The organism is Streptomyces sp. NPDC056835 (assembly GCF_042789485.1).
Lineage (GTDB): Bacteria > Actinomycetota > Actinomycetes > Streptomycetales > Streptomycetaceae > Streptomyces.
The window spans coordinates 52275-77746 of record NZ_JBHUBB010000039.1; the positions used below are offsets into that span (position 1 = coordinate 52275).

Below are 25472 nucleotides of genomic sequence, written 5' to 3' on the forward strand. Positions count from 1 at the left end.
GGACCGTGAGCCCATGGGTCCGTGACTCCAGGGATCCCTGGGGCCAGGGATGCGGTGCCGAGGATCTTCGGCCCCGCCCGGCCGGAAGGCAATGGAGGTGATCCACATAGCGCGCGGCCACATCATGTGGTGAATCGACTTGGAGTCTCGGAGATGACCGTGCTCAGGGAGCTGGACGCGCTGGAGCCCTGGCGGGCGGCGACGAAGGACCGGCTGGGCAGGGCGGTGGCCGCGCCGGTGGAACCGGGGTCGCGGGTGCTGCGTGCGCGCGTTCAGTCAGGTGGCCGCGAGGCCGGCGTCCAGACCCACGTGGCCTGACTCCCGCTCAGCCCACCGGCCGTTCTCACCGTGATCCGCGAGGGCGGGATCTCCGCCGGTTGTCTCAGCGCGGGGTCAGGTGCCGGTCGGCGCGGGCCCTGAGCCACTCCAGCGCGGCCTCACCGGAGGTGAGGACCGAGATATGCCCGTCGTCCGGGCTCAGCCGGAGTTCCGCCGAGGGGCAGTGACTCGCGAGCCACTGGCCGTGCGCGCTGGGCACGACCCTGTCCCGGCCGCCGTGCAGGACCAGAACGGGTGCGCCGACCCGCGCGGGCTCGAAGCCCCACGGGGCGACATAGGCCAGGTCGTCGGCGATCAGCCCGCCCGGACCCGCCGCGACGGCCGGACCGACGACCTCTCCCAGCCATGACCACGCCCCGGCGAGCGCGGCCTGGTCGGCCGGGGTGAATTCGGGGTCGTACACGACGCCCGACGCCTGGTGTCGCTCTTTCGCCGCGCGCCCCTCGGCCGCGGCGCGCAGTGACGCCACCCCGGAGTCCGCCATGCCCGCGAACCAGTCGAGCCCTTCGGCGCCGAACGGGGCGAGCCCGGCCACGCTGACGACGCCGAGGACGCGGTCCGGCAGCAGCGCCCCGCAGGCCAGGGCATGCGGGCCGCCGCCGGAATGTCCCATGACCGCGAACCGGTCGATGCCCAGCGCGTCGGCGACACCGGCGACGTAACCGGCCGCCGAGGCCACGTCCCGGCCCGGATGAGGGGACGATCCGCCGTATCCGGGACGGTCGTACGACACCCAGCGGATACGAAGCCGGGCCGCGGCCGGGAAGAGGGGCGCGGGCGGCGCGCCGATGTTCGGCGTCCCGTGGTGCCAGAAGACGGCGAGGGTGTCGTCGGAGTCGTCAGCGCCCGTGTCGTAGACATGAAGCGTGCGACCGTCACTCAGTTTCAGATCGGTCTCCGTCACACCGGCCGACCCTAATGTCCACGGCCCGCGCTGACCAGGCGGGCGATTGACGAGGTCTGTCGTAACACTTACCGTTGCGACTATCGGCCGCGGGAATGCAGGAGCGCGGAAAACGGGGGAGCGGAAGTTACGGGAGGGCAGGAGGTGAAGAACGAGTGAGCGCGAACAGCAGACTGACGGTCGCCGCCCATGCGCTGGTCTGGATGGAACTCCACCGGCGCCAGGGGCACGAGATCGCCACCTCGGAGCAGATCGCGGGAAGCGTGAACACCAACCCCGTGGTCATCCGGCGCCTGCTCGGAGAGCTGCGCGAGGCCGGAATCGTCGAATCCCGGCGCGGCGCGGGCGCGGGCTGGACGCTGACGCGTGGGCTCGAAGCCATCACACTGCTGGACGTCTACGACGCCGTGGAGCCCAGCCCCCTGTTCGCCATGCACCGCGCGGAACCGAACCTGGACTGTCCGGTGGGTTTCGGGATCCGGCCGACGATGCAGAGCGTGTACGACGGAATCGATGTCGTCCTGCGCGATGAACTGGCCCGCACCACGCTGGCCGATGTCTTCCAGAACGTGCTGGCCGCCCGCTAGAGCAGGCACTTTCGGCGCGTCGTACCTCAAGTGCGCGTGCATATCGTTTTTCGCACCCTTTAATGTAACAAAACCCATTACCTCAAGGATGGATGTCATGGGACAGCTGGAAAACAAGGTGGCCCTCGTGACCGGCGGCTCGAAGGGCATCGGGTTCGCCATCGCACGCCGGTTCGCCGAAGAAGGCGCCACCGTCTATCTGACCGGACGGCGCAAGCCCGAACTGGACGCCGCCGTGGAAGCCATCGGGGAGCGGGCCGTCGGCGTACAGAGCGATGTGTCGAACCTGCGGGATCTCGACACCCTCTTCGAGACGATCCAAACCCGCAGCGAACGTCTGGACGTCGTGGCGGCCAACGCGGGCGGCGGCGAACTCGCACGGCTCGGAAAGATCACCGAGGAGCACTACGCCACCACCTTCGACATCAACGTCAAGGGGCTGATCTTCACCGTCCAGAAGGCCCTGCCGCTGCTGCCCAACGGCGCGTCCGTGATCGTGCTCTCCTCCACCAACGCCTCGCTGGGCATCGAGGCGATGAGCGTGTACAGCGCCACCAAGGCCGCCATCCGCAACCTCGCCCGCTCCTGGGCGGCGGAGCTCGCCGACCGCGGGATCCGGGTCAACGCCGTCTCTCCGGGGCCGATCGAGACCCCCGGCATCGAGGGACTGGCGGGCGACAACGCGCAGTCGCGGCAGAAGTTCAAGGACAGCTTCACGGCCCAGATCCCGCTGGGCCGGATGGGCCGCCCGGACGAGGTCGCCGCGATGGCCCTCTTCCTCGCCTCGGACCAGAGCTCCTTCACCACCGGCGCGGAACTCTTCGTCGACGGCGGCCTCGCCCAGATCTGACCGTCCCGCCCCCGGGCGGAAGGGACGTGCGGGCCGGCTCTCTCAGGAAGCGTCGGAGAGCCGGTCCAGCCGTTCACCGGACAGCAGCTGACTGGCGTCCTGAGGGGCAAGGAGATCATCCAGACCGATGCGGGTGAGGAATTCGGCGCGGATCCGGTCGGCGACCTCGCTGACTTCCTCGGAACCGTCGTTCGCGGGGTCGACATGGACCCGGAAGGGACGGCTGCCGTGCGGCGTGTCGACCACCTCGACGATGGCATCGGCCACTTGGGACACATCGGCCTCGGCCGGGGCGAGCGCGGCCAGGCGCTGGGAGACCTGGTCCATCAGGCCGGCGTAGCGGGCCTCGTAGGCGGGTACGACGGTCTGCTCGGAGGGGTGGCCCCCGGTGGCGAAGTGGTTGGTGCCCGAGGTGAAGGAACCCGGCACGACGATGGAGGTCTCGATGTTGAAGCGGGCCAGCTCGGCGGCGTAGGAGACCGCGAGGGAGTCCATGGCCGCCTTCGCGGCGAAGTACGGCGCGAGATAGGGCGGGGTGCCGCCGCGCGTGGACGTGGAGCCGATCCAGAGGACCAGTCCGTGCCGCTGGGCGCGGAGATGAGGCAGCGCGGCCCGGTTGACCCGCTGGGTCCCCAGCACATTCGTGTCGTAGACGGCCACCAGTTCCTCGGGGGTGAAGGCCTCGGCGGGGCCGGTCACCATATGGCCGGCGTTGTGGATCACCACGTCGAGCGAACCGGCCTCGGCCAGGATGGTGTTGACCGCCGCGTCGACGGACTCCTGGGAGAGCACGTCGAGTTCTACGGTACGCAGGTCCACCTGACGCTCGGCCGCGTACGCCTTGGCGTCGGCGACCCGGCCCGCGTTGCGGCCGGTCGTGTCGCGCATCGCGGCGTAGACGGTGTGGCCGGACCGGGCGAGGGCGCGGGCGGCCAGCGCTCCGAAACCGGAACCGGCGCCCGTGATCACGATGGTCTTGCCCATGGCGGAACTCCTCGGTAGTTGATGTGGTGCGCAGGGTTCGGGAGCCGGGCGGGAGGGCGCGCGACGCCCGACCCGCGCCGCGTCAGACGATGCCGCCGTTGGCACGCAGCACCTGTCCGTTGACCCAGCGAGCGGGACCGGCGAGGAAGGCGACGACCTCGGCGATGTCCTGCGGGGTGCCCAGCCGCTCCAGGGGTGCCTGGCCGGCCATCCTCGCGATGGTCTGCTCGTCCTTGCCGTCCAGGAACAGGGCGGTGGCGGTCGGCCCGGGGGCCACGGCGTTGACGGTGATGTCCCGGCCGCGCAGTTCGCGGGCGAGGATCAGGGTGATGGCCTCGACCGCGCCCTTGGTGGCGGCGTAGGCGCTGTAGCCGGGCAGTGCCAGCGCCAGGACGGAGCTGGAGAAGTTGATGATCGCCCCGCCGTCCCGGAGCCTGCGCGCGGCCAGCTGGTCGACGACGAACGTCCCGCGGATGTTCGTACGGTGCATACGGTCCAGGGCGTCCAGGTCGATCTCGGCCAGCGGCGCCAGCGTCATGACGCCCGCCGCGTGCACAACCACGTCGATCCCGCCGTACGCGTCCTCCGCCGCGTCGAAGAGCGCCGCTACGGCCGTCTCGTCGGCCACGTCGGCCCGGAACGCCATCGCCTGCCCGCCGGAGGCGGTGATGGCGGCGACCGCCGCCTCGGCCTCGGTGGTGTTGCCGGCGTAGTTGAGGACGACGGCGAATCCGTCGGCGGCCAGCCGCTCGGCGCTCTCGCGGCCGATGCCGCGGGACCCTCCGGTGACGATCGCTACCCGGCGCGGAGAAACGGTCTGCTCGGTCATGGCGCTGCTCCTTCTCTCGACCGGGTAGCGCTCCTCGCAACCCGGCGAGATCAACGCTAACACTTTTCTGTTAGCGACGTCACCCCAGTCGTTCGCGCCGGCCAGTACGCGGAGGCCGGCCAGCACCGCGGCCTGTCGTGCCCAGGGCGCGGCCGGCTGCCGCGCCCGCGATCTGACGGCCGTTCGCGTGATTGAGAAGTGATTGTGTGACCGGCGTGTTCCGCAAGGGAATGCATGGGCTCCGGGCACCGACTCGGGTGCCCGTCCAACGACCGCTCCGGCGCCAACTGTGTGCGTCCCGGACCGGGCGAAGGGAGCACGCAGATGATCGCTGTGCGACGCATAGCCGCTGCCACGATGCTGGCAGCGCTGGCCGGCATATCCGCGCCTTCCGCGTACGCGGCGGCCTCGGCCGCCGATGACGCGCCGTTCCTGAAGGCGATTCACCAGGGCAACCTGGCCGAGATCGCGGCCGGACAGAGCGCACGCAAGAACGCCACGGCGGCTTGCGTGAAGACGGTCGGCGCCATACTGGTGCGCGACCACACGAAGCTGGACCTCGGCGTCAAGGCGTTGGCGAGCAAGCTGCGTGTCCCGCTGTCCGCCGCGCCCTCCGCCGCGCAGGAGAAGACGATGACCGCCTTGCAGGCCAACGTGGGTACGAGCGCGTACAACACCATGTGGCTGACCACCGAGGCCAAGAGCCACGAGGAGACGCTGGCCCTGATCGACCGCGAAGTCGCCACGGGAGGCAACGCCGAGGTCAAGACGGCCGCCCGGGGGGCACGCCCCGTAGTGGCGAAGCACCTGGAGCTGATCCGTGCCTGCGAGGCGCGCGTCAAGCAGTCTTGATCCCCGAGGAAAGCGGCGGAACCGGCGCAGACCGGTGGCGGCCTCGGGGACTTGGCCGCCGGCCGCGAGAAACGGCAAGGGTCGCGGGGCACTCGATGACAGCCCCGCGGCCCTTCCGCACAGGCGTCGGCATCGGTACGGCGGACGATTCCGCCGGGACAGGAAGGGCGGCCGACGCGAACTCCGCCGGCCAATGCCTCACCCTCGGGCGCTCTTCCAGCTGAGCCAGGCCAGCGTGGCGAGCACCGCGGCGACGGCGATGTCGTCGATCCCGATCGACCTGCCGCCTCCCTCACTCAGTACGGCAAGGCTTCCGACGGCGAGGGCCGCGAAGAGGATGGCCAGGACGGCCCAGAACCTTCTCATGACGGCCCCCAAGTGTGGAACATGGCCGCCAACATAGCGGCCGGCCCGCACCATGGGCGAGTTTCGTCCGATTCCGGCAGTCAGGTGCGCCGAAAACCGCCGGGGCGTGGCCGACGGGGTTCCGACCTCCCCGGAGCAGGCCAACCGGCGGCGAGACCCGGCCTCGGGGAATCCTCGTACGGCGCGGTTGTTGGAGAGGGTGTGAGTATCGCAGCGACTGTTCCCTTCTCCGTGCTGGACCGCTCCCGTATCCGGGAGGGGTCGGACGGTCCACAGGCGCTGCGCGACAGCGTGGCGTTCGCCCGGCGGATCGAGGCTCTTGGCTATCACCGCTTCTGGGTATCCGAGCACCACAGCGTGCCGGGCGTCGCCGGCTCGGCTCCGACCGTGCTCGCGGCAGCCGTGGCGGCCGCCACGTCGACGATCCGTGTCGGGACCGGTGGTGTGATGCTGCCGAACCACCAACCGCTCGTCGTCGCCGAGCAGTTCGGGGTGCTGGAATCCCTCTTCCCGGGCCGTGTCGACATGGGTCTCGGACGGTCGGTGGGGTTCACCGACGGGATACGCAAGGCACTCGGCCGGGACAAGCAGGACGCAGCCGACTTCCCCGGGCAGCTCGCCGAACTCCTCGGATATTTCACCGGCACCCGGACCGCGCACCCCCAGGTCCACGCCCACCCCACCGAGGGGCTGCGCGTCCCGGTCTTCGTCCTGGCCACCGGGCAGGGCGCGCGGATCGCCGCGGAGGCCGGGCTGCCGCTGGTCATCGCCGCCGTACGGAGTGAGGACGCGATGCTCCGGGCCATCGAGGAGTACCGGCAGGGCTTCCGCCCCTCCGCCTGGGGCGAGCGGCCGTACGTCGTCCTGTCCGGCACGGTCGCGGTGGCGGAGACCACGCGGGAGGCTCGCGCGCTGTTGTTCCCGGAGGCCTGGTCGACGGCGTACTCCCGCACGCACGGGGAGTTCCCGCCGCTGGCCTCGGTCGAGACGATTCTCGCCACCGCCATGACGGAGCGCGAGCGCACACTGTTCGAGGAGGCGCTGCGCGGGCACCTGTACGGTACGGCGGACGAGGTGGCGGCCGGTCTCCAGAAACTGCTGGCGCGCGCCGAGGCCGACGAATTCCTGGTCACGACCAGTACCTACGACCGCGAGGCGCTGCTCGACTCGTACACCCGGCTGGCGCGGCTGCTGGGACTGGCCGGTGCGCGTACCCCCTAACCCTCCCCCTCCCCCTCCCCCGCACCAGCGGGCGGGCGCGGAGCCGGAAACTGATTCGTCCGGTGGTGCGTCCGGGCGTGTGAGGGCGAGTGGAGGGGAGTCCATGGTGGTGCGGGCGCGAACGGACAGCGGTGGGGCGTCGACAGTGAGGGCAGCGCGCCGGTGGGCGGGGCGGCGGGGTCCGGGTACGGACGCGCGGAAGGACGCGGGGCGACGGTCGGCCTGGACGCGCGGGCGGGTACTCGCCGCGCTCGCGGTGCTGACGGCCGGGCTGCTGGTGTTCCACCGGGCCGTGCCCAACTCCGTTGGCCGCCTGGGCAGTTCCCTGGAGGCGTTCCTGCCGTGGCTCGGCCTGGTGGGTGTGGTGCTGCTCGGCCTGGCACTGCTGCGCCGTTCGGCCCTCGCGCTGGTGGCCCTGCTGCTACCGGTGGCTGCCTGGACGTACCTCTTCGGCCGGCTGCTGCTGCCCGGGACGGAATCCGGCGCGCGCGACCTGGTGGTGGTGCAGCACAACGTCAGCGACGAGAACACCGATCCGGCGGGCACGGCGCGCACCCTGGCCGACGCCGGGCCCGATCTCATCGCACTGGAGGAGCTGATACCTCCCGCGCTGACGGTCTACGAGAAGACCCTCGCCCCGGACTACCCGCACCACGCGGTCCGGGGCACCGTCGGACTCTGGTCGAAGCATCCCCTGACCGAGACCCGGCTGTTGGACATCAAACCCCGGGGAATCACGGAGACCTGGAGTCGCGCGCTGCGGACCGTGGTCAACACACCGCACGGCGAGGTCGCGGCGTACGTCGCGCACCTGCCCTCGGTCCGCGTCGGGGCGAGTGGCCTCGCGTCCTCCTGGCGCGACGAGAGCGCCGGCCTGCTGGGCGAGGCTGTCGCCGCCGAGGAGCTGAAAGCGGTGATCCTGCTGGGCGACCTCAACAGCACGGTCGACGACCGGGGGTTGGCCCCGCTGACCTCAAGGATGAACGTGGCGGAACGTGGCTTCGCCTTCAGCTTCCCCGCCGTCTTCCCGCTGGCCCGGATCGACCAGGTCATGGCCCGCTCGGGGACCGTCGGCCACATCCGCACCCTGCCCGCCACCGGTAGCGATCACCTGCCGGTCGCCGCCCGGATCACACTGGACTGAAGGAGCCGGGCCGGCACCTGGCACGGACTCGCCGCCCCGCTGATGAGCGGCAGGTACGACGAGGGCACCCATCGCGTTCGTCCCGCACGAGAACACTCCCGAACCTCTGGGCGTTTGTGCGTTCTTCGCGGTCCGCCGGATGCCGGGGTGTGGCAAAGTCGTGCCGGTGGATGAGCTGCGACTTCAGGATCCCGAGCGAATAGGCGCGTGGCGGATTATCGCCCGGCTCGGTGCGGGCGGCATGGGACAGGTGTACCTCGGCCGTTCGCCCGGCGGACGGCTGGTGGCCGTGAAGGTGATCCGCGACGAGATCAGCGATCACCCCGAGGCGCTGGCCCGGTTCCGGCGGGAAGCCGCGACCGTGGAAGCCGTACGGAGCGCCTACACCGCCCAGTTGATCGAGGCGTCACTCGATACGTCCCCGTACTGGCTGGCCACCGAGTACGTACCGGGACCCACGCTGCGCGACGCCGTGGGAGCGAGCGGCCCGTTCCCGCCCGAGAGTGCCCTGCGGCTGCTCGCGGCGCTCGCCGAGGGGCTGGCCGCGGTGCATGTCCACGGAGTCACGCACCGGGACCTGAAACCGCAGAATGTCATCCTCGCGCCCCAGGGGCCGCAACTGATCGACTTCGGTATCGCCAGGGGGCTTGAGCAGACGATTCTCACCCGGGACGGAACCGCACCCGGGACCCCCGGATACACCGCGCCCGAGGTCCTTCTGCGTAACGACGTCGGCCCGGCGGCGGACATCTTCGCGCTGGGAGCGACGATCGCCTACACGGCGACCGGCCGGCCCCCGTACGGTACGGGCAACGCCGCGACGGTGAGCTACCGGACCGTGCACGAGGACATCGATCTGAGGGGCGTACGAGACGATCTGGCCGCGCTGATCCGGCGGTGCGTCGCCAAGGACCCCGCGGAGCGGCCCGAGTTGGCCGCCGTGATCGCCGGATGCGCGGTGGACGCGGCGCTGGCCGCCGATGCCCACTACCGTTCGGTGGCCCGCGATACCGACCCCGTGCCCCTGTCCGGGCACGTGAAAAGCCCACCGGACTCGTCCGGTGCGCACGCGCCGCCGGAGCGGGAACCGGGGACGGTCACCCCCGTCACCCCCGTCACCCCCGTCACGCCCATCACGTCGGCGTCTCCCGTATCGCCCGCGGATCGCGGCCCGGTGAATCACGCTCCCGCGCGGCCAGCCGGTACCGCGTTCTGGGCATACTCCGACACCACCCCGTACGACGAGCCGGATCACCGGCCATCTCCCGCCCGGCGCGGACGTCGTGGAGGCCGGCTCGCCGCGTGCGTGGTGGTGGCGCTCCTCGTCCCGGTCGCGATCTGGCTGTTCCCCGAAGAGGACAGCAAGGAAAGCAAGGGCTCCGAAGCGGGACCCACGGCCGATGTCACCGCGTCCGGGCCGGCCACCACGGGCCCGGCGGGGCGCCCGCCGGACCACATCGTGAACGACCGCGTCTCGCAGGACCGCTGGACCCTGTCGGACGATCCGGCACAGGCCGCCTTGGGCATCGGCGCCTGCGACCTGGCAAGTCTCGCCGACTCCTTGCCGCCATCGGACCTGCGGTCCTCCGTCTCGCACACCACCGGCTCGGACACCGCCTCGGTGGAGCTGCGCCCCAAGACCGCCGGGGAGGGAAAGCGACCCGCGCCGTACTACGTGTCCGTCGGGATACGGCCTCCGCACGAAACCGACCGCGCCACCGGGCGCCCCCTCCGGTCGGCGGGGAAGGGTATCGGTTTCACCAGCAAACCCATCGACCTGTACTCCCAGTGGTCGTCGGGCGGAACCATCAAGCTCAACTATCCCAAGGACTTCCGGGCCCACTTCGGCGATCGGACCGTCGACGCGATCCCGGTCGGAGACGACCGGGGCGACTGGACCGTGGTGCTGTACCACGTCGAAGGCGGACCCACGAAGTACACGTCCATCGTGTGTAACGGCTTCCACGCCTGAGCCGCGACGCGACGGTCCCCGAACGCGCGGAGCGGCGGTGCAGGGCAACCACATGCTTCTCGACCGCTGCCCGCCCATCGACGGCTCCCCGTCGAGAACCGCGGCCCGCGGCCTTTGATCGTTGGCGTCGATCAACCGATCGAGAAGCGCTCTTGGACGGCCGGTGATCCAGGAGGGCAGGATGTCGGAGCGTTCCCCGACTTGACGGACAACGAGCCGCCGTAGGCCGGAGGTGGGGGCGCTTCCGAGGAGTCCTGTGCTGATTTCGCATGCCCTGAAGACGTACGTCCCGCTCGGCGGCGCGCAGGCCATGCCCGCCCGCCGCCCGGCGCGGACGCACCGCGCCACCCCGCCCGGCGCCTGCCGTGCGACCGGGGTGCTGGGTGGACGTCGGCCTCGCGGCGTGACGGGGGCGTCGTATTCATGACGCCCAACCCGTCCGGCACACGGGAAACCGAGGACGACACCCGCCCCGCGAAGATGCCCCGAGCCCGATGGGCGCGTTGGTGGCGGGTCGGCGAGCCGAGGCCGCCCCGGCGTACGGTCGTGTCGGCGTCCGTCACCACATCGGTCGCGCTGACCGTCCTGGTGGCCGTCGGGACGCTCACCCACCAGACGGTGCTGATACCGCCCCTCGCGGCCACGACGGCGATCGTCACAGCGACCCCCGGCTCACCACTCGCGCAGCCCCGCCACGTCCTCGGCGGACACCTGCTGTCCTGCCTCGTCTGTTTCACCGTCCTCGCCCTCGGCTGGCACGGCCCCTGGGCCGCCGCCCTGGCCTGTGGCGCGGCCTGCGGCCTCGGCCTCCTCTTCAAGGTGGCCCACCCCCCGGCCATGGCAACCGTCGTCATGATCATGCTCACCGAGCCGCGTGCCACCCACTTCACGGCCCTGCTGGCCACCGGCGCGACACTGCTCGTCCTGGTACAGCTGGTCTCCTCCCGTCTCCAGCGAGAGGTCTATCCCACGACCTGGTGGTGACTCGCCGTCCAGGTCGCACCCGGGCTGTGCGATGTCTTTCCGGAAAGCGGGATCCAGAATTCGGAAGATACCGCAGCGCTTGATTTCTTGCTCACATTCTGAGCACAGCCTTTCCAGGCTTTCGGTGCTCACGGTTTGAGTCACGTTGTCAAGTGCGATCAGGAACACACCTCAACCCCTTCTGGGGCTTCGCAATGTCCGCCGGCAGTACGGTCACCTGCTGCCGCGCGTCGGGTAAACGTGGCTGGAATTCGTGCTCGGAGAGCATTCGAAGGTAACAAATCGGCAATTCATAGGGCTGCGTATGCGCTAGGGTTCGTATTGGAAAACGTCGTCCGTTGCCTTGCCTTCCGTCGCGCGATCCACGAACTGACCCGTCCCTTGCGTCAGCCCGTGCGCCGGTTTTGGTAGTGCGGGTCTCGCTCTGTCTCCTGTGAAAGCGGGAATCCACCTTGAGCAATCACCCCACTCCCGGGCACGAGATATCACTCGTCGTCGCGGAACGGACCGAAGTAGCCGACGGCGTCGCCGCCCTGACACTCCGCGCCCCCCACGGTGAACCGCTCCCGCGGTGGCAACCCGGTGCCCATATCGAGCTGCTGCTCGACAACGGCCTGGTCCGCCACTACTCGCTGTGCGGCACCCCCGGTGACCGGTCGTCCTGGCGCATCGGCGTACTGCGCGCACCGGAGAGCCGCGGCGGCTCGGCGTACGTACACGCCAAGCTGTACGTGGGTGCGTCGGTGCGGACACGCGCGCCGCGCAACAACTTCGCCCTCCGGCCGGCCCGGCGCTACCTGTTCGTGGCGGGCGGCATCGGTATCACCCCGGTCCTGCCGATGCTGGCGGCGGTCGAGGCCGCCGGGGCGCGGTGGCGGCTGCTGTACGGCGGCCGGAGCCGTTCCTCCATGGCCTTCCTCGATGAACTGGCCGGGTACGGCGAGGCCGTGGCCGTACACCCGCAGGACCAGCACGGTCTGCTCGACCTCGACGGCTACCTCGGCGAGCCCGACCCCGACACCCTGGTCTACTGCTGCGGCCCCGAGCCGTTGCTGGCCGCGGTCGAGGAACAGTGCCGGGAGTGGCCGGCCGGGGCCCTCCAGGTGGAGCGGTTCCAGGCCCAGGCCCAGGCCCAGGCGCCGGTGCGGGAGACGGGTTCGGGAAGCGCCTTCGAAGTCGTGCTCGACCGGTCCGGGATCACCGTCCAAGTGCCGCCGGAACGCAGTGTGTTGGATGCCGTACGGGAGGCCGGCGTGGCCGCACTCTCCTCCTGCGCCGAGGGCACCTGCGAGACCGAGGTCCTCGACGGTGAGCCCGACCACCGTGACTCCGTCCTGAGTGCGGAGGAACGAGAGTCCAACGAGACCATGATGATCTGCGTCTCCCGCTCGCGCGGGTCTCGGCTGGTCCTCGATCTGTGACCGCCGCCTCGCGGCCCCGCCTCGCGGCCCCCCTCAACTCGCCCGTGCCGCCCCGGCCCTTCCTGTCGCAGCGAACCCATGCCCACGGGAGAACCACGTGCCACCCCCTGAACCCAACGCATCCCTCGCGACGCTCGACCTGAGCCGTCCCTGCGCCCCGATGCCCGCCGGGCAGGGCGACTTCGACGCCGCCTCCGCCAACTACGGCCTCCTGCCGAAGGAGTTGGACCAGGCACCGAGACCTTCTTCGACACCCACCTCAAACCCAACCCGAACTCAGGAAAGCGGAGTCATGAGCACCACACAGGCAGAGCAGGGACCTCAGGCGGAGCACGACACCGAGGCGGAGCGCGGCACCGAGGCAGCGCCCGCGCGGAGCGAGGGCTGGTCCGTCGACGACCGCTGCCTCAACTGCAACATCGCCCGTCAGATCGCCCCCGGCATGATCGGCTTCAAGGAGGGCGGCGAGTACGGCGGTCTGTCGACCGTCATCCGCCAGCCCGAGACCGAGGCCGACGTCGAGCAGATGTACATGGCGGCGCACGCCTGCCCGACCCGTTCCGTCCACCCGCCGGCCGACCAGTGGGACGCCGACTCGGACCCGTACCCGAAACCGCTGGACGAGGACGGGGTCGTCCTCCTCTGCGGGCACGCCTCCCCGCAGACGTACGGCGCCACCTCCTACCTCGTGCGCCGCCCCGACGGCACCGCGATGATGATCGACACCCCGCGCTGGCGGCCCGCACTCGCCCGCCGGTACGAGGAGAAGGCCGGCAAGGTCACCGACGTACTCATCACCCACCTCGATCACGTCGCGCACGCCCGCAAGTACGCCGACGCCTTCGGCGCACGGCTGTGGATCCACGAGGGCGACCTGCACTCCCTGCCCTCCGCCGACCATGTCATCCGCGGCACCGAGCCGGTAGAGATCGGCCCGGGCGTCATCGCCCACCCCTTCCCCGGGCACACCGCGGGCAGCACCCTCTTCATCGCGGACGAGAAGTACTGCTTCACCGGCGACGCGTTCTTCTGGTCAAACTCACAAGCGACACTGGAAGTCGCCCACAGCGTCGTCTACGACTCGATCAGGACGCTCGCCGAGTCGGTGGCCCGCGGGGCCGAGGAGCTGACCTTCGAGTGGGTCCTGCCGGGCCACGGCGACCTGCACCACCTCCCCGCCGACGAGATGCGGGAACGCATGAGGGGCCTCGGCCGCCGTGCCGCGACGTACCCCGAGGAAGGGATCGACTACGGGGCGGTCCGCTACTGACGGGCTGAACGCGGACCATCCCGCACCGGGTTCAGGGGCGAACCCGAGCCTCGCGTTCGCCCCTGAACCCGCCGCTCGGCCCGTTCGCGACGGGGACTCCGGGCCTTTATTTGCGTTAACACAGCGGCAGCGGCAACTGCTCCTTCGGTGGCCGGACGTTCTTCGCACCGGTGACGGACGCGCTCTCTGTGTACGGCGCTGACATCGGCTGAGCCACTCCCCGCTCCCACGGCCGGGGCTACCCGTGCACCGCGCAGGTGACCCCGGCCGTGGTGGCAACTGACCTCCACCGCCAAGCGATTCTCGCGCGGACAAGAACAGCCTCGCCGTCCTCGTCCGCGTCATGGAACAGGCCGTCCGCGACGGGCTGATCACCGTCAATCCCGCCCGGGGCGCCGGCCGGCAGCGCGAGTACAAACAGGCGGAGGACGAACTCGACAACCCCCGCGCCCTCGCCGTGCCCGACTGGCCCACCCTGCTCCGCCCCGCCCAGGCCCTCGTCGACCACTCCCACGGCCGCTACCACGGATGAGGGGAAGCCGTCGTCGCCGACATCGACACCCACACCTGGATCTGGGCCGTCCGCCGCCAGACCACCCCCGCACCCGGCGGACCCACCGACAAGAACGCCAAAGGCAAACGCGCCCGCCGGGTCCCCCTCATCGAAGGGACCCGCCCCCCTCGCCACCAGGGCGCGGGCTACGGAGTGTCGATGGCGTCGAGGTGGTCACGCAGCACGGCCCTGATCTCTTCGGTGCTGCCCGTAGCCGGCAAGGGCGACGGGGTGTCTTCGCCGTTGGCCATGGCGAGGCTGCTGGCGAAGCGTACGAGGTGCGGGGCGGGGGCGAAGGAGTCGCGGAGCCATACGGCGAAGACGGCGGCCTCGTCGGCGGCCACATCGGTGAGGGTGATGTAGGCGTAGTCGGGCCTGGGCATCGCCGCCGTTCCGTCCGCCCATACGTCCGGAGCCAGTTCGACCTCGAAATCGAGCACGGTCATGTCGCGGACTCCGGATTTCCGGTATTCCACGGTGAGTTCGGGAAACGCCTGCCTCAAGGCCCTCTCCAGGGACTCAAGGGTGGCGTGCCAGGCTCCGCCATCCTCCGCGGGCGGGTAGAAGGCGAAGTTGGTCCGGATGTTCCGCTCAGCCGTCACAGTCTTTCCTCGGTCTCAGGGCACGTATCGCGTCGGGCCGGGCGTACCCGTCATCGCCATCATGGACTGCCAGGGCGAACGCGCTGCTGGAGGCGGAGCCGTCGCACACAGCAGGCAGCGGAGCGGGTCCGGCGGGCCGAGCCCGGCGTATCGCTGTGAAAGGACTCACCGAGACCCGCCGGACGGATTGCCGCACTGCGCAGCGACACGGTGCCGTCGGCGGACGCGCCGCGGGCACTGGCCGACGGCGTCCGCGACGGCGACCGGCGCACCTGTGCACACGGAGGTGGCAGGCGCTGAGTGTGCGCTGCCTCCCGAGATCTCGCTGTGCCTCCTGAGGGTCGCGCAGGAAGCACTTGGCAACGCTGCCGAGCACACGCCCGAGGCGCATCACCATGGTTACGGTCCCCAACCGGAGCCACCGGCCTGACAGCAGCCGGCGGGACTGCCGCTCATGGACATCGCTGAGCGGCTGAGGTACTCATGGCGCGCCACCTGATGGGTCACGGCGGGCTCACCTCACCAGCGAGCCCCGAGCCGTCTGCCCGCATGTGCGTCATCAGCCACCGGGAGCGAGGGTGTAGCTCCACTCGGCGAGCGCGTTGATGCGGCTCTCGGTGTACGCGAGTGGAAGGTACTCTCCGGCGCGCCAGGGTTGGACGTGGTCCTGGTAGTGCTTCCGGCCTGGACGTCCGTCCTGTCCGGGCGCGTTGATGAACCAGGAGTCATCCCAGTCGCCGACATCCGTGACGAACCGGAAACCGGCACCAGCTGTCTGCGATCCGTCGGCACGGCACGGCGCGACGAGACCGCGACCGTGTCCGGACTCCCGCTCTTGGGCACCGGCGGCAGTGACCAGTCGGGCGCGGCCTCGTCTGCCGGATGGGTGAAGCGCATTGTGTGGAACCGACCCCACTGCCAGGGGGAGTGCTGGTCTTGCTGCCGGTTCAGGTGGTCGACAGCCTCGGTCAGAGTCGCGTCCACCACCTCGGCGAGAAGCGAAGGCGATGCGGCGAGTTCATCGAACAGCTTGAGGTCGACCTGAGGGTCGCCCGCAGCTTCTTCCCTGTCGGTCGGGTCGAGCGTATCGACGGCCTCGTCCACGGCTTCGACACCACAGGCAATGACGGCACCAGTGAGCAGTGCGCGCCGCAGTGGTCCGCGGAACCAGGTCTCGAACAGTGCTGCCGCCGCTGAGTCCTCCGTCATGCGGTGGTCCCACTGGGCCAGCAGGCGCAGCGCCCGCGAGGCCGGCTGGGAAAGTCCGCTCAGCGGCAGGCCGCGCAGCACGCCGCAGATGCGCTGCGCCGGCACGCTGACCACATCCATCTGCAGTGCTCGCGCTGTCTTTGTCGTCCAGCTCCGATCACGGCGCAGCTCTTCGCTGATGCGGAGATAGCGGTAAGGCGCGAGCCATTCATAGCCGACCGGAGAAGCCGGCTCTGTCGCGCCGTCCGGCAACTGCCGCTGGTTGGCGGTGGCGATCCAGCCTTCGTCCGGATCGATGAGGCCCGGCAGGTCATCGGAGCCGCGAGAGCCTGTCCAGTCGAACCGGCCGTCGCCGGGAACCCGTCCGGGATGACGCTTACCGCCGCCGGTGAAACCCTGCTGGAGCTGGGCTCCGACGTCCTCGGCCGCTTCGAGCGGGCCGAGGGCGTGATGCGCTCGCGGTTCCGCGGGATGCCGTCGTTCAGGGTGGCCTGCCCGCATGCCACAGCCGAAGGCGTACTCACACCGTTCGTCGCGATGACGGACGTTCCCATTGTCGACCTGCACATCATCCCGGCCGACGATGTCGACGCGGCACTGGACCACAACATCGACCTCGCCGTCAGCTCGCTGACGCCTCCAGAACATCGCCACCGGCTTCCGATCGCCGAGGTGCCCGTCATGGTGCAGGGCACCGCCGAGGCACACGACCGCTTCGGTGTCACGCGGTCCGGCGATCTCGAACTTCTCCGGCAGACCTGGCTCATTGTCCCGCGCACCGGAGTCGGCACGGCGGTCATCGCCGCTGCCGCGCCACTGGATCCCGCACCATCGATCCGCGAGGTCTCGGCAGGCTCGGTCGCACAGTCGCTCGCTGCCAACGGCCAGGGATTCGCGCTGGTCACGGAGGCACAGCGCTTCGGCCTCGGCGCCGTTCCCGGCAGAGCCAACGGCCAACCGATAACGATCACCCTCCACGCCTCGTGGGATGTCAACCACTACGCGGCGACCGACCTGCTCCAGGTGGCGAAGTCACTGCGTGGGTGGATGTCCGCGAATCCGCCCTGGGGTCCGCGCGAGGCATGGGACGCGTCCTCACGCAAAGCCTCGCCGTTCCGTTGAGCAGGGCCCATCGCGGCCGGGAAAGTGAGAGCACCCCTGAACAGGGACGGCGGGGCTGAGGGCGCCGAGAACCTGAAGGGAGTCCGGCGACCGAACGGCGCGAGGCGTTGACGGCGACGGTCGCGCGGGCCACGCGGGCGAGCGGGAGGTCACTGGCGCAGTCCGTGCGGAGGGCGCGCGAGTCGGTGTATCGCCTCCTCAGGCCACCACCACGTCCACCCCGTGCTCATCCAGCACATCCCCCAGCTCCCGCGGGCACGCGCGGTCGGTGATGAGAGTGTCGAAGCCGTCCAGCGTGCACACGCGATGCGCCGCCGTGCGCCCGAACTTGCTGGAGTCGGCGAGGACGTAGCGGTGCGAGGAGTTGGCGAGCATCGCGCGCTTGGTTGCCGTCTCGTCGAGGTGGAAGTCGGTCAGCCCGTACGGCGCCACGCCCCCCGAGCCCAGGAAGACGGCGTCCGCCCGCAGATTGCCGAAGAACTCCACCGCCTGCGCGTTGGAGCAGACCAGGTCGCCCGCGCGCAGCCGGCCCCCGCTGACCAGGACCTCGACCTGCGGTCGCGTGCTGACCTCGCCCGCCACGAGCAGCGAGGGCGTGGCGACGACGCCGACATGGTCGGCCGGGAGGGCGCGCGCCACCTCAAGGGCGGTCGTGCCGACGTCGATGACCACGGTCTGGTGCGGCTGGATCAGGGCGGCGGCCGCCCGGCCGATGGCCCGCTTCTCGGTGAGGAAAACGTCCTGGCGCTCCGTGAACGGCGCCTCCTCCCCTACCGAGGTGTGCACGGCCGTGGCGCCGCCGTGGACGCGGGTGAGCTGGCCCCGCTGCTCAAGCCGGGCCAGATCCCTGCGGACCGTCTCGTGCGAGACACTGAGCAAGGTGGTGAGGTCGTCTGTCGTCACGAACTCCAGCCGGGCGACTTCGGCGACGATTCTGCGGTGACGCTCCGCTGCGAGCACGCCGTGTCCCTCCTATTGACCGTGACTGTTTCTGTGGATCTGTGACCACATCCTAGGTCCTGTCTTCAAAGTAGCGCCGTCCGCCCGGAGGGCGGGCTCGGAGGCGTCCGGTGCGTGCGATCGCAAGGCGGAGGGTCGCCCCAGTACTGGATGTACTGGGGTGATCCCGAGAACGCCGCGAGCGTGCGTGCCGGGCGTCGCCGATCAGGCGGGACTTTGAAGACAGGGCCTAGGGCGCTCGGCCTCGTTCACGCAGTCCCCCCTGGGTGGCGGCCCGAGGTTACGACCGCATTTCCAGGAGAAGCGCAGGCGGCGAGCACCTTGACGGAAAACAGGCAGGGGTCCACACTTTCAGGAACTGGCGGTCAAGAGTCCACTGAAACGGGCATAGATCCTCGTCCCGTGACCGACCGGCCTCAGGCCTCCGGGTACCGCCAGGGCCACCGGCGGCCCGCCCGCACCACAGGCTCCGGTATCACTACAGAAGGGGACGTCCCGGGCGTCGTACCCACCGGCATCCGACGGCAACAGGCGGCACCGACAGCTCCAGCGGTCCCCTCACCATCCACCGGCTTCCGCAGCGACAGCGGGGCACTTGAAGCAGGGAAACGAGTCATGGCGCAAGCGGAGACGGGTTCTCAGCATCCGACACCAGCCGACGGGACGACCTCCGGGGCGAAACCCGGGATGGCCCGCGAACTGGGCTGGTACGCCTCCTTCTCCGTAGCCTTCGGGTTCGTCTCGATCGCCACGGGCATCTTCACCACCTACGGATCAGTGCTCGCCTCCTCCGGTCCGCGCGGCATCTGGGCCTGGCCGATCTCAGTCATCGGCCAACTCTCCATCGCCCTGGTCTTCGGGGCCCTCGCCGCGCGCATCCCGATCAGCGGCTACTCCTACCAGTGGGTCTCCCGGATTGTCGGCCCCCTCTGGGGGTGGATCATGGGCTGGATCTCCTTCGCCTTCCTCGGCGTGGTCGTCGTCGCCGTCGACTACACCATCGCCTCCACTATCCTCCCGGAGCTCTTCCACTACGTCGGCACCACCCAGAACGCCTGGGCCATCACCGCCGTCGTCATGCTCCTACAAGCGCTGCTGGTGGCCGCCTCCACCCGCACCACGCACCGCGTCAACAACACCGCGGTCACCGTCCAGCTCATCGGCATGATCGCACTCACCGTGCTGCTCTTCGCGGTCGGCTTCTCCACCGGCAAACTCGACTTCGCGAACCTCTTCTCCACCGGCACCGTCCCCGAGAGCGGCTACTACGCCCTCGGCGGCACCACTCACGCAGGGCCCTTCGCCCTCGCCTTCCTGCTCGGTGCCTTCACCATCGTCGGCTTCGAGTCCGCGGCGAACCTCGCCGAGGAGACCAAGGAACCCGCCCGCGTCATCCCCAAGGCCATGGTCCAGGCCGTCCTCTCCCTCGGCGTCCTCGGCTTTCTCTTCCTCCTCGCGATCACCGCCGCCGGCCGTGTCGACGGCGCCGCGGACTCCGCCACCCCCGTCGCCAGCGTGATCACCGCGATCCTCGGCTCCGTCGTCGGCAAGATCCTGCTGGTCCTGGTGGTCGTCTCGATCTTCTCCTGCGGCCTCGTCATCACCCTCAGCGGCACCCGCCTCGTCTACGCCATGTCTCGCGACGAACGGTTCCCCGGCTGGCCGCAGCTGAAGAAGATCCACCCCCGCACCTCGACCCCGCTCAACGCGACCGTCTTCATGATGCTCATCGCGCAGATCATCCTCGCGGTCTTCTCCAGCTCCACCGACGCCCTGTTCGAGCTGTTCTCCGCCGCCACCCTGCTGCCCGCCGTCATCTACGCCGGCACCGTGGCCATGTACGCGATCAAGCGGCGCTCCCTGCCGCCGTCCCGCGGCTTCTCACTGGGCCGCTGGGAGGTCCCGGTCCTTATCCTCGCCACTGTGTGGCTGGTCTACGAACTCCTCATCTTCCGCGACGCCTCCTTCCGCGGCCCCTGGACCTATGTCCTCGTCCTCTGCGCCATCGGAGCCGTCTATCTCATCGGCCTGATAGCCCGCCGCGGCCGCGCCCACCTGACCATGCCCGACATGGCCGACGTCGACCGCGCCCTCGACAGTGCCGCACCCGGTCAGGACGCCCCCGCCGCGGAAGGAACCGTCCGATGACCACGATCCTCGCCATCGACCAGGGCACCTCCGGCACCAAGGCCATCGTCGTCGACTCGCAGGGCGCCACCCTCGCCATCGCCGAGGAGACCGTGCGCCCCACCTACCTGCCCGGCGGCGGGGTCGAGCAGAACCCCCACGAACTGCTCGACTCCGTCCTCACCGCCGGCCGCCGGGCCGTCGCCACCGCAGGCCGCGACATCGACGCCGTCGCCCTCGCCAACCAGGGCGAGACCGTCCTCGCCTGGGACGAGAACACCGGCACCCCGCTGTCCCCGGCCATCGTCTGGCAGGACCGGCGTGCCGAGGGCATCTGCACCGAACTCGCCGAGCACGGCGAGGACATCGCCCGCCGCACCGGGCTCGTCCTCGACCCGTACTTCTCCGCACCCAAAATGGCCTGGGTCCGCCGCAACCTCACCCGCGAGGGCGTCGTCACCACCACCGACACCTGGCTCGTCCACCAGCTCAGCGGCGAATTCGTCACCGACGCCTCCACCGCCAGCCGCTCCCTCGTCTTCGACCTCGACCGGGCCGAGTGGGACGGCGAACTGGCCGAGTTGTTCGGCCTCGGCGACGAGCCGATGCCCCGCATCGTCGCCGCCGACGAAATCGCCGGCACCACCCGGGCCTTCGGGCGCGAGGTGCCGGTCGCCGGGCTCATCGTCGACCAGCAGGCCGCCCTGGTCGCCGAGTCCTGCCTGGAGCCCGGCACCGCCAAGTGCACCTACGGCACCGGCGCGTTCCTGCTCGCCAACACCGGCCACGACGCCCTCCGCTCCAGCGCGGGCCTCACCACCTCCGTCGCCTGGCAGGCCCGCGGCGAGACCCGCTACTGCGTCGACGGCCAGGTCTACACCGTCGCCTCCGCCGTACGCTGGCTTCAGGACCTCGGCCTCCTCGCGTCCGTCACCGACATCGACTCCGCCGCCGCCGAGGACAGCCAGGGCGTCCGCTTCGTCCCCGCCTTCGCCGGACTCGCCGCCCCCTGGTGGGCGCCCGAGGCCACCGCCGCCATCAGCGGCATGACGCTCTCCACCCGCCGCGAGCACCTTGTCCTCGCCCTCCTCCAAGGCATCGCCGCCCAGGTCACTGAGGTCTCCGCCCTCGTCGGCCGCGACCTCGGACGTCCCCTGAGCCGACTGCGTGCCGACGGCGGACTAACCAACTCCGCCGTGCTGATGCAGGCCCAGGCCGACATCGCCCAACTGCCCGTCGACATCTACCCGAACGCCCACGCCACCCCCCTCGGCGCCGCGGCGCTGGCCCGCTGCGCCCTCGACCCCGCACTCACCCTCAAGGAGGCCGTCGGCAACTGGCGACCGACGACCGTCTACGAACCGAGCTGGTCCAAGGACCGAGCCCAGGAATTTCGCACCACATGGGTACAGGCCGCACAGTCCTGCGCCCGCAAGGGAGACCAGTCATGACCGCCACCCCCCACCGAGAACCCCTCGGGCAGACCGGGCAGCCCGACGCGTACGACGTCGCGGTGATCGGCGGAGGCATCGTCGGCGCCGCCATCGCCCGCGAACTCTCCGGCCATGAGCTCTCCGTCGCCCTCGTCGAGGCCCGCGACGACGTCGGCGACGGCACCAGCAAAGCCAACACCGCCATCCTCCACACCGGTTTCGACGCCAAACCCGGCACTCTGGAGTCCCGGCTCGTCGCACGCGGCTACCACCTTCTCGGCGCCTACGCCGAGGCCACCGGCATCCCCGTCGAGCGCACCGGCGCCATCCTCGTCGCCTGGACCCAGGAGGAGCTGGAGGCGCTGCCCGGTCTCAAGGACAAGGCCGAGGCCAACGGCTACAAGCAGTGCGCCGTCATCGACGCCGGCGAGGTGTACGAGGCGCTGCCCCACCTCGGCGACGGCGTCCTCGGCGGCCTCACCGTCCCCGGTGAGTCCATCATCTGCACCTGGACCACGAACCTCGCCCTGGCCACCGATGCCCGGCTGCGCGGCACCGACATCCTCCTGAAGCACGTCGTCACCGGCGTCGATGTCGGCAACGACGTGTCGACCTTGCACACCGCGGGCGGTGATATCCGCGCCCGCTGGGTCGTCAACGCCGCCGGTCTCGGTGCCGATCACATCGACCGGCTCTTCGGCCATGACCGCTTCACCGTCACCCCCCGCCGAGGCGAACTTTTCGTCTTCGACAAACTGACGCGCCCGATGGTCAACAAGATCGTCCTGCCTGTACCCTCCTCCCGCGGCAAGGGCGTACTGATCTCCCCGACCATCTACGGCAACGTCATGCTCGGCCCCACCGCCGAGGACCTCACCGACCGCACCAACACCGCGACCTCGGAGGACGGCTACGACTTCCTCCTCACCAAGGGCGAACGTCTCATGCCGCGCCTGCTCGCCGAAGAAGTCACCGCCAGCTACGCCGGACTGCGCGCCGCGATCGACCATTCCGACTACCTGATCGAGGTCACCCCCGAGCAGCGCTACCTCCTCGTCGGCGGCATTCGCTCCACCGGCCTGACCGCCGGCATCGCCATCGCCGAACACGTGAGCGGCCTCTTGGAGGAGTCCGGCCTGGCACTGCGCAGCCGCAGCGGCCTGCCCGATCCGCCGCGGATGCCGAACATCGGCGAAGCGGCCCCGCGTCCCTACCAGGACGCCGAACGCATCGCCGCGGACCCCGCCTACGGCACCATCATCTGCTTCTGTGAACGGGTCACCGAGGGCGAGATCCGTGACGCCTGCCACGCGCCTGTGCCCGCCCGCAGCCTGGAAGGACTGCGCCGCCGCACCCGGGCCATGAACGGACGCTGCCAGGGCTTCTTCTGCGGCGCGGAGGTCGCCGCCCTGCACGGCCGCCACACCAGCGACGACGGATGCCCCGCCCGAAACCGTACCGACGACGGCCGCAGCCAGCACAAGGACAACCGATGACCACTGAAACACCCCTCCTCACCCCCGATGTCCTCATCATCGGAGGCGGGCCCGCCGGACTGACCGCGGCCGCGGAACTCCGCGCCCTCGACGCCGGACGCATCCTGGTCGTCGACCGCGAGAAGGACGCCGGCGGCATCCCCCGCCACAGCGACCACACCGGGTATGGCCTGCGCGACCTCCACCGCGTCATGACCGGCCCCGCCTACGCCCGCCACCTCGTCGACCGTGCCGAGCGGGCCGGCGCCGAGATCCGCACCCGCACCATGGTCACCGGCTGGGCCGACGACCGCACCGTCGAGGTCACCGGACCCAAGGGCCGCTACCGGATCCGCCCGCACGCCCTCGTCCTCGCCACCGGCGCCCGCGAGCGGCCCCGCACCGCCCGCCGCATCCCCGGCGACCGCCCTCACGGCGTCTACACCACCGGCCAGCTTCAAAACCTCGTCCACCTGCACCATCAGCCCGTCGGCAAGCGCGCCGTCATCGTCGGCGGTGAACTCGTCAGCTGGTCCGCCGCCGTCACCTTGCGCGAGGCCGGCTGCACTCCGGCCCTGATGGTCAGCCAGTACCCGAAGGCCGAGTCGTACGGCGCCTTCAACGCTGTCGGCCGCGCGGTCTTCCGCGTGCCCGTCGCCACCCGCACCCGCGTCACCCGGGTCATCGGCAAGGGCCGGGTGGGCGCCGTCGAGATCGAGCACCTCGACACCGGTAAACGGCGCACCGTCGACTGCGACACCGTCGTCTTCACCGGCGACTGGATTCCCGATCACGAACTGGTGCGCTCCGCCGGCATCGCCCTCGACGAGGGCACCCTCGGCCCGCTCACCGACACTGCGCTGCGCACCGACCGGGACGGCGTGTTCGCCATCGGCAACATGCTCCACCCGGTCGACACGGCCGACATCGCCGCCCTCGACGGCAAACACGTGGCCTTGCAGGTCGCCGCCCACCTACAGGGCACAAGCCGCCCCGAGGGCGGAGTCCGGCTCACCGTCGGCGCGCCCTTCCGGTGGGTCTCCCCGCAGATCCTGCGGCCCGGCGACCCGGCCCCCTCCCGGGACCGGCTGCTGCTGTGGACCGACGAGTTCGTGCGGTTCCCCACGGTGACGATCCGCCAGGACGGCCGTACGATCGCCCGGCGCACCCTGGCCTGGCCCGCCGCCCCCGGCCGGGTCTTCCGTATCCCGTCCGGTCTGCTCGGCAAGGTCTCTCAGGACGGCGGGTCCGTTCACATCTCTCTCGAAGGGCCTTCCCGCAACTGATCTTTGGGGTGCGGTTCCAGCCCCTGCTCGGGAGGGGCCTTCTCCGCGGTGAGGGCTGCGGACGGTGTCGCCGGTGTGGTCGGCGACCTGGTCCAGCGGGGCGATGCCCGCGGTGTTGTCGTGCGTGCCGGCAGCGAGGGCGGTGACGGCGATGACCAGGCCCAGCACGTCCGCGGCCGGCTTCCCGTGAGGGTTCATTGCTGGTCGAGGATGATGCGGATACCGGTGGAACCGTGCGTGCCGTTGCGCAGGCGGCTGCTGAGGAGAGTCAGGCGGCCGACGATGCCGTATTTGCGGGCGATGAGCTCGCGGTAGCGGGCGGTGGTGTCGGGGTCGCAGATCTCGGCGGTGGCCGGGACCTGGTCGCCGAGGGGGTTGCCTCGCAGGTCGCAGGGGCCGACGAAGATGTCGTTCCGGTTGCGGATGCGCTTGACCTTGTAGGAGTCGGCGGGGGTCCAGATGCCGAGAGTGTCGCCGTCGCGTACACCCCAGACAGGGGTGGAGACGCGGCTTCCGTTCTTGCGGTAGCTGGTGACGAGCAGGTACTTGGCCGTGCCGAGGCTTTCCAGTGCGGTGGCGCCCATGTCGAAACGATCTCCTGGTCCGGGTGACGGTGAAGGCGTGGCGGTGGCGGTTGTGCGGAGAGAGGCGGGAGTGGGGAGGCGCGGTGCCGGCAGCCGCCGCCGTGTCCGGGCCCGGTTCCCCGACGGGCGGGGTGCGAGCGGGCGGGCGGGCGGCTGCGTGGGCGAGTCAGAGGCTGTTGCGCAAGAAGCTGTCGATCTTGGTCACAGCGGGGGTGACGAACTCAGGGAGGTCGTAGAAGTCGAAGTGGGTGCCGTCCTCGATGAGGAAGAGTTCCTTCGGTTCCTGGGCGGCGTCATAGGCGTCCTGGCTCTGCTGGAGGGTCTCGGCCTTGGTGCCGGCGATGAGCAGGAGCGGGGTGGGCGCGAGGAGTTCGATGGTGTCCAGGGCGGAGAACTGG

Annotated in this window: 25 protein-coding genes and 2 pseudogenes; 16 read left to right on the top strand and 11 right to left on the bottom strand. The window is 70.3% G+C overall.

Features of this window, described 5'->3' with window-relative positions; genetic code table 11:
- Window positions 1-153 precede the first annotated feature (153 nt).
- Complete coding sequence (locus ACFRMN_RS33040; RefSeq protein WP_383026711.1) at window positions 154-318, top strand: hypothetical protein; 165 nt, start codon at window positions 154-156, stop codon at window positions 316-318.
- Window positions 319-382: 64 nt separating this feature from the next.
- On the opposite strand, the gene ACFRMN_RS33045 is transcribed toward ACFRMN_RS33040, so the two are convergent.
- The gene (locus tag ACFRMN_RS33045; RefSeq protein WP_383026714.1) at window positions 383-1243 is read right to left on the bottom strand and encodes an alpha/beta fold hydrolase; all 861 of its coding nucleotides are present in this window, start codon (window positions 1241-1243) and stop codon (window positions 383-385) included.
- 155 nt (window positions 1244-1398) lie between these two features.
- On the opposite strand from ACFRMN_RS33045, the gene ACFRMN_RS33050 reads away from it, so the two are divergent.
- Both ACFRMN_RS33050 and ACFRMN_RS33055 read left to right on the top strand, forming a co-directional pair.
- Window positions 1399-1830: an Rrf2 family transcriptional regulator gene (locus ACFRMN_RS33050; RefSeq protein ID WP_383026716.1), complete on the top strand. Its 432-nt coding sequence runs from the start codon at window positions 1399-1401 to the stop codon at window positions 1828-1830.
- Window positions 1831-1927: 97 nt separating this feature from the next.
- On the top strand, window positions 1928-2680 hold the full coding sequence (locus ACFRMN_RS33055; protein WP_383026719.1) for an SDR family NAD(P)-dependent oxidoreductase: 753 nt from the start codon (window positions 1928-1930) through the stop codon (window positions 2678-2680).
- Between the two features lie 42 nt (window positions 2681-2722).
- Here ACFRMN_RS33055 and ACFRMN_RS33060 read toward each other — a convergent pair whose 3' ends face one another.
- Both ACFRMN_RS33060 and ACFRMN_RS33065 read right to left on the bottom strand, forming a co-directional pair.
- The gene (locus ACFRMN_RS33060) at window positions 2723-3664 is read right to left on the bottom strand and encodes an SDR family NAD(P)-dependent oxidoreductase (RefSeq protein ID WP_383026722.1); all 942 of its coding nucleotides are present in this window, start codon (window positions 3662-3664) and stop codon (window positions 2723-2725) included.
- A gap of 82 nt (window positions 3665-3746) precedes the next feature.
- Window positions 3747-4493, bottom strand: a complete 747-nt coding sequence (locus tag ACFRMN_RS33065; RefSeq protein ID WP_383026724.1) for an SDR family oxidoreductase — start codon at window positions 4491-4493, stop codon at window positions 3747-3749.
- 324 nt (window positions 4494-4817) lie between these two features.
- On the opposite strand from ACFRMN_RS33065, the gene ACFRMN_RS33070 reads away from it, so the two are divergent.
- On the top strand, window positions 4818-5345 hold the full coding sequence (locus ACFRMN_RS33070) for a DUF4142 domain-containing protein (RefSeq protein ID WP_383026727.1): 528 nt from the start codon (window positions 4818-4820) through the stop codon (window positions 5343-5345).
- A gap of 198 nt (window positions 5346-5543) precedes the next feature.
- Here ACFRMN_RS33070 and ACFRMN_RS33075 read toward each other — a convergent pair whose 3' ends face one another.
- Entirely contained in the window at window positions 5544-5711 is a 168-nt protein-coding gene (locus tag ACFRMN_RS33075) for a hypothetical protein (RefSeq protein WP_383026730.1), read from the bottom strand.
- A gap of 201 nt (window positions 5712-5912) precedes the next feature.
- Between ACFRMN_RS33075 and ACFRMN_RS33080 the strand changes: the two genes are divergently transcribed.
- The 7 genes from ACFRMN_RS33080 (at window position 5913) to ACFRMN_RS33110 (ending at window position 14255) form a co-directional block, all read left to right on the top strand.
- Entirely contained in the window at window positions 5913-6932 is a 1020-nt protein-coding gene (locus tag ACFRMN_RS33080) for an LLM class flavin-dependent oxidoreductase (protein ID WP_383026733.1), read from the top strand.
- 103 nt (window positions 6933-7035) lie between these two features.
- A complete protein-coding gene (locus ACFRMN_RS33085) occupies window positions 7036-8076 on the top strand; it encodes an endonuclease/exonuclease/phosphatase family protein (RefSeq protein WP_383026736.1) in 1041 nt (346 codons plus the stop codon).
- Window positions 8077-8242: 166 nt separating this feature from the next.
- A complete protein-coding gene (locus tag ACFRMN_RS33090) occupies window positions 8243-10048 on the top strand; it encodes a serine/threonine-protein kinase (RefSeq protein ID WP_383026738.1) in 1806 nt (601 codons plus the stop codon).
- A 423-nt stretch (window positions 10049-10471) separates the two neighbouring features.
- On the top strand, window positions 10472-11032 hold the full coding sequence (locus tag ACFRMN_RS33095; protein WP_383026741.1) for an HPP family protein: 561 nt from the start codon (window positions 10472-10474) through the stop codon (window positions 11030-11032).
- Between the two features lie 452 nt (window positions 11033-11484).
- A complete protein-coding gene (locus ACFRMN_RS33100) occupies window positions 11485-12453 on the top strand; it encodes a PDR/VanB family oxidoreductase (RefSeq protein ID WP_383026744.1) in 969 nt (322 codons plus the stop codon).
- Window positions 12454-12745: 292 nt separating this feature from the next.
- Window positions 12746-13723 (top strand): MBL fold metallo-hydrolase, encoded by a 978-nt coding sequence (locus ACFRMN_RS33105; RefSeq protein ID WP_383026746.1) that lies wholly within the window; start codon window positions 12746-12748, stop codon window positions 13721-13723.
- Between the two features lie 343 nt (window positions 13724-14066).
- Entirely contained in the window at window positions 14067-14255 is a 189-nt protein-coding gene (locus ACFRMN_RS33110; RefSeq protein ID WP_383026748.1) for a hypothetical protein, read from the top strand.
- Between the two features lie 167 nt (window positions 14256-14422).
- Here the strand turns inward: ACFRMN_RS33110 and ACFRMN_RS33115 are convergent, their stop codons facing one another.
- The 3 genes and pseudogenes from ACFRMN_RS33115 to ACFRMN_RS33125 form a co-directional block, all read right to left on the bottom strand.
- Window positions 14423-14878: a hypothetical protein gene (locus tag ACFRMN_RS33115; protein WP_383026751.1), complete on the bottom strand. Its 456-nt coding sequence runs from the start codon at window positions 14876-14878 to the stop codon at window positions 14423-14425.
- Between the two features lie 559 nt (window positions 14879-15437).
- Entirely contained in the window at window positions 15438-15593 is a 156-nt protein-coding gene (locus ACFRMN_RS33120; RefSeq protein WP_383026777.1) for a penicillin acylase family protein, read from the bottom strand.
- 11 nt (window positions 15594-15604) lie between these two features.
- Window positions 15605-16735: pseudogene (locus ACFRMN_RS33125) on the bottom strand (penicillin acylase family protein); the annotation flags it as partial.
- Between ACFRMN_RS33125 and ACFRMN_RS33130 the strand changes: the two are divergent.
- Complete coding sequence (locus ACFRMN_RS33130; protein WP_383026779.1) at window positions 16625-17209, top strand: hypothetical protein; 585 nt, start codon at window positions 16625-16627, stop codon at window positions 17207-17209. The pseudogene ACFRMN_RS33125 and the gene ACFRMN_RS33130 sit on opposite strands and share 111 nt — an antisense overlap.
- Before the next feature lie 198 nt (window positions 17210-17407).
- On the opposite strand, the gene ACFRMN_RS33135 is transcribed toward ACFRMN_RS33130, so the two are convergent.
- Window positions 17408-18169 (bottom strand): DeoR/GlpR family DNA-binding transcription regulator, encoded by a 762-nt coding sequence (locus ACFRMN_RS33135; protein WP_383026754.1) that lies wholly within the window; start codon window positions 18167-18169, stop codon window positions 17408-17410.
- Window positions 18170-18784: 615 nt separating this feature from the next.
- Here ACFRMN_RS33135 and ACFRMN_RS33140 point away from each other — a divergent pair.
- The 4 genes from ACFRMN_RS33140 to ACFRMN_RS33155 are packed head-to-tail and all read left to right on the top strand — an operon-like array spanning window position 18785 to window position 24490.
- On the top strand, window positions 18785-20317 hold the full coding sequence (locus ACFRMN_RS33140) for an APC family permease (protein ID WP_383026756.1): 1533 nt from the start codon (window positions 18785-18787) through the stop codon (window positions 20315-20317).
- Window positions 20314-21747: an FGGY family carbohydrate kinase gene (locus ACFRMN_RS33145; protein ID WP_383026759.1), complete on the top strand. Its 1434-nt coding sequence runs from the start codon at window positions 20314-20316 to the stop codon at window positions 21745-21747. The genes ACFRMN_RS33140 and ACFRMN_RS33145 overlap by 4 nt, the downstream gene beginning before the upstream one ends.
- Window positions 21744-23225 (top strand): NAD(P)/FAD-dependent oxidoreductase, encoded by a 1482-nt coding sequence (locus ACFRMN_RS33150; RefSeq protein ID WP_383026762.1) that lies wholly within the window; start codon window positions 21744-21746, stop codon window positions 23223-23225. Before ACFRMN_RS33145 ends, ACFRMN_RS33150 begins: the two co-directional genes overlap by 4 nt.
- The gene (locus tag ACFRMN_RS33155; protein ID WP_383026765.1) at window positions 23222-24490 is read left to right on the top strand and encodes an NAD(P)/FAD-dependent oxidoreductase; all 1269 of its coding nucleotides are present in this window, start codon (window positions 23222-23224) and stop codon (window positions 24488-24490) included. The genes ACFRMN_RS33150 and ACFRMN_RS33155 overlap by 4 nt, the downstream gene beginning before the upstream one ends.
- 57 nt (window positions 24491-24547) lie before the next feature.
- Here the strand turns inward: ACFRMN_RS33155 and ACFRMN_RS33160 are convergent.
- From ACFRMN_RS33160 to ACFRMN_RS33170, 3 genes and pseudogenes are all read right to left on the bottom strand, one after another.
- Window positions 24548-24667 (bottom strand): annotated as a pseudogene (locus ACFRMN_RS33160) (IS5/IS1182 family transposase); the annotation flags it as partial.
- Window positions 24668-24684: 17 nt separating this feature from the next.
- Window positions 24685-25074: a PPOX class F420-dependent oxidoreductase gene (locus tag ACFRMN_RS33165; protein WP_383026768.1), complete on the bottom strand. Its 390-nt coding sequence runs from the start codon at window positions 25072-25074 to the stop codon at window positions 24685-24687.
- Between the two features lie 166 nt (window positions 25075-25240).
- A partial coding sequence (locus tag ACFRMN_RS33170) for an alpha/beta hydrolase (RefSeq protein WP_383026771.1) occupies window positions 25241-25472 on the bottom strand: 232 nt, incomplete at its 5' end.

Excerpts from the sequence above, each read along its gene's own strand:
- ACFRMN_RS33040 (WP_383026711.1), top strand. The coding sequence starts at position 154 with ATGACCGTGCTCAGGGAGCTGGACGCGCTGGAGCCCTGGCGGGCGGCG.
- ACFRMN_RS33055 (WP_383026719.1), top strand. The coding sequence starts at position 1,928 with ATGGGACAGCTGGAAAACAAGGTGGCCCTCGTGACCGGCGGCTCGAAG.
- ACFRMN_RS33060 (WP_383026722.1), bottom strand. The coding sequence starts at position 3,664 with ATGGGCAAGACCATCGTGATCACGGGCGCCGGTTCCGGTTTCGGAGCG.
- ACFRMN_RS33065 (WP_383026724.1), bottom strand. The coding sequence starts at position 4,493 with ATGACCGAGCAGACCGTTTCTCCGCGCCGGGTAGCGATCGTCACCGGA.
- ACFRMN_RS33070 (WP_383026727.1), top strand. The coding sequence starts at position 4,818 with ATGATCGCTGTGCGACGCATAGCCGCTGCCACGATGCTGGCAGCGCTG.
- ACFRMN_RS33075 (WP_383026730.1), bottom strand. The coding sequence starts at position 5,711 with ATGAGAAGGTTCTGGGCCGTCCTGGCCATCCTCTTCGCGGCCCTCGCC.
- ACFRMN_RS33085 (WP_383026736.1), top strand. The coding sequence starts at position 7,036 with ATGGTGGTGCGGGCGCGAACGGACAGCGGTGGGGCGTCGACAGTGAGG.
- ACFRMN_RS33095 (WP_383026741.1), top strand. The coding sequence starts at position 10,472 with ATGACGCCCAACCCGTCCGGCACACGGGAAACCGAGGACGACACCCGC.
- ACFRMN_RS33105 (WP_383026746.1), top strand. The coding sequence starts at position 12,746 with ATGAGCACCACACAGGCAGAGCAGGGACCTCAGGCGGAGCACGACACC.
- ACFRMN_RS33110 (WP_383026748.1), top strand. The coding sequence starts at position 14,067 with ATGGAACAGGCCGTCCGCGACGGGCTGATCACCGTCAATCCCGCCCGG.
- ACFRMN_RS33130 (WP_383026779.1), top strand. The coding sequence starts at position 16,625 with ATGACGGACGTTCCCATTGTCGACCTGCACATCATCCCGGCCGACGAT.
- ACFRMN_RS33140 (WP_383026756.1), top strand. The coding sequence starts at position 18,785 with ATGGCGCAAGCGGAGACGGGTTCTCAGCATCCGACACCAGCCGACGGG.
- ACFRMN_RS33145 (WP_383026759.1), top strand. The coding sequence starts at position 20,314 with ATGACCACGATCCTCGCCATCGACCAGGGCACCTCCGGCACCAAGGCC.
- ACFRMN_RS33150 (WP_383026762.1), top strand. The coding sequence starts at position 21,744 with ATGACCGCCACCCCCCACCGAGAACCCCTCGGGCAGACCGGGCAGCCC.
- ACFRMN_RS33155 (WP_383026765.1), top strand. The coding sequence starts at position 23,222 with ATGACCACTGAAACACCCCTCCTCACCCCCGATGTCCTCATCATCGGA.
- ACFRMN_RS33165 (WP_383026768.1), bottom strand. The coding sequence starts at position 25,074 with ATGGGCGCCACCGCACTGGAAAGCCTCGGCACGGCCAAGTACCTGCTC.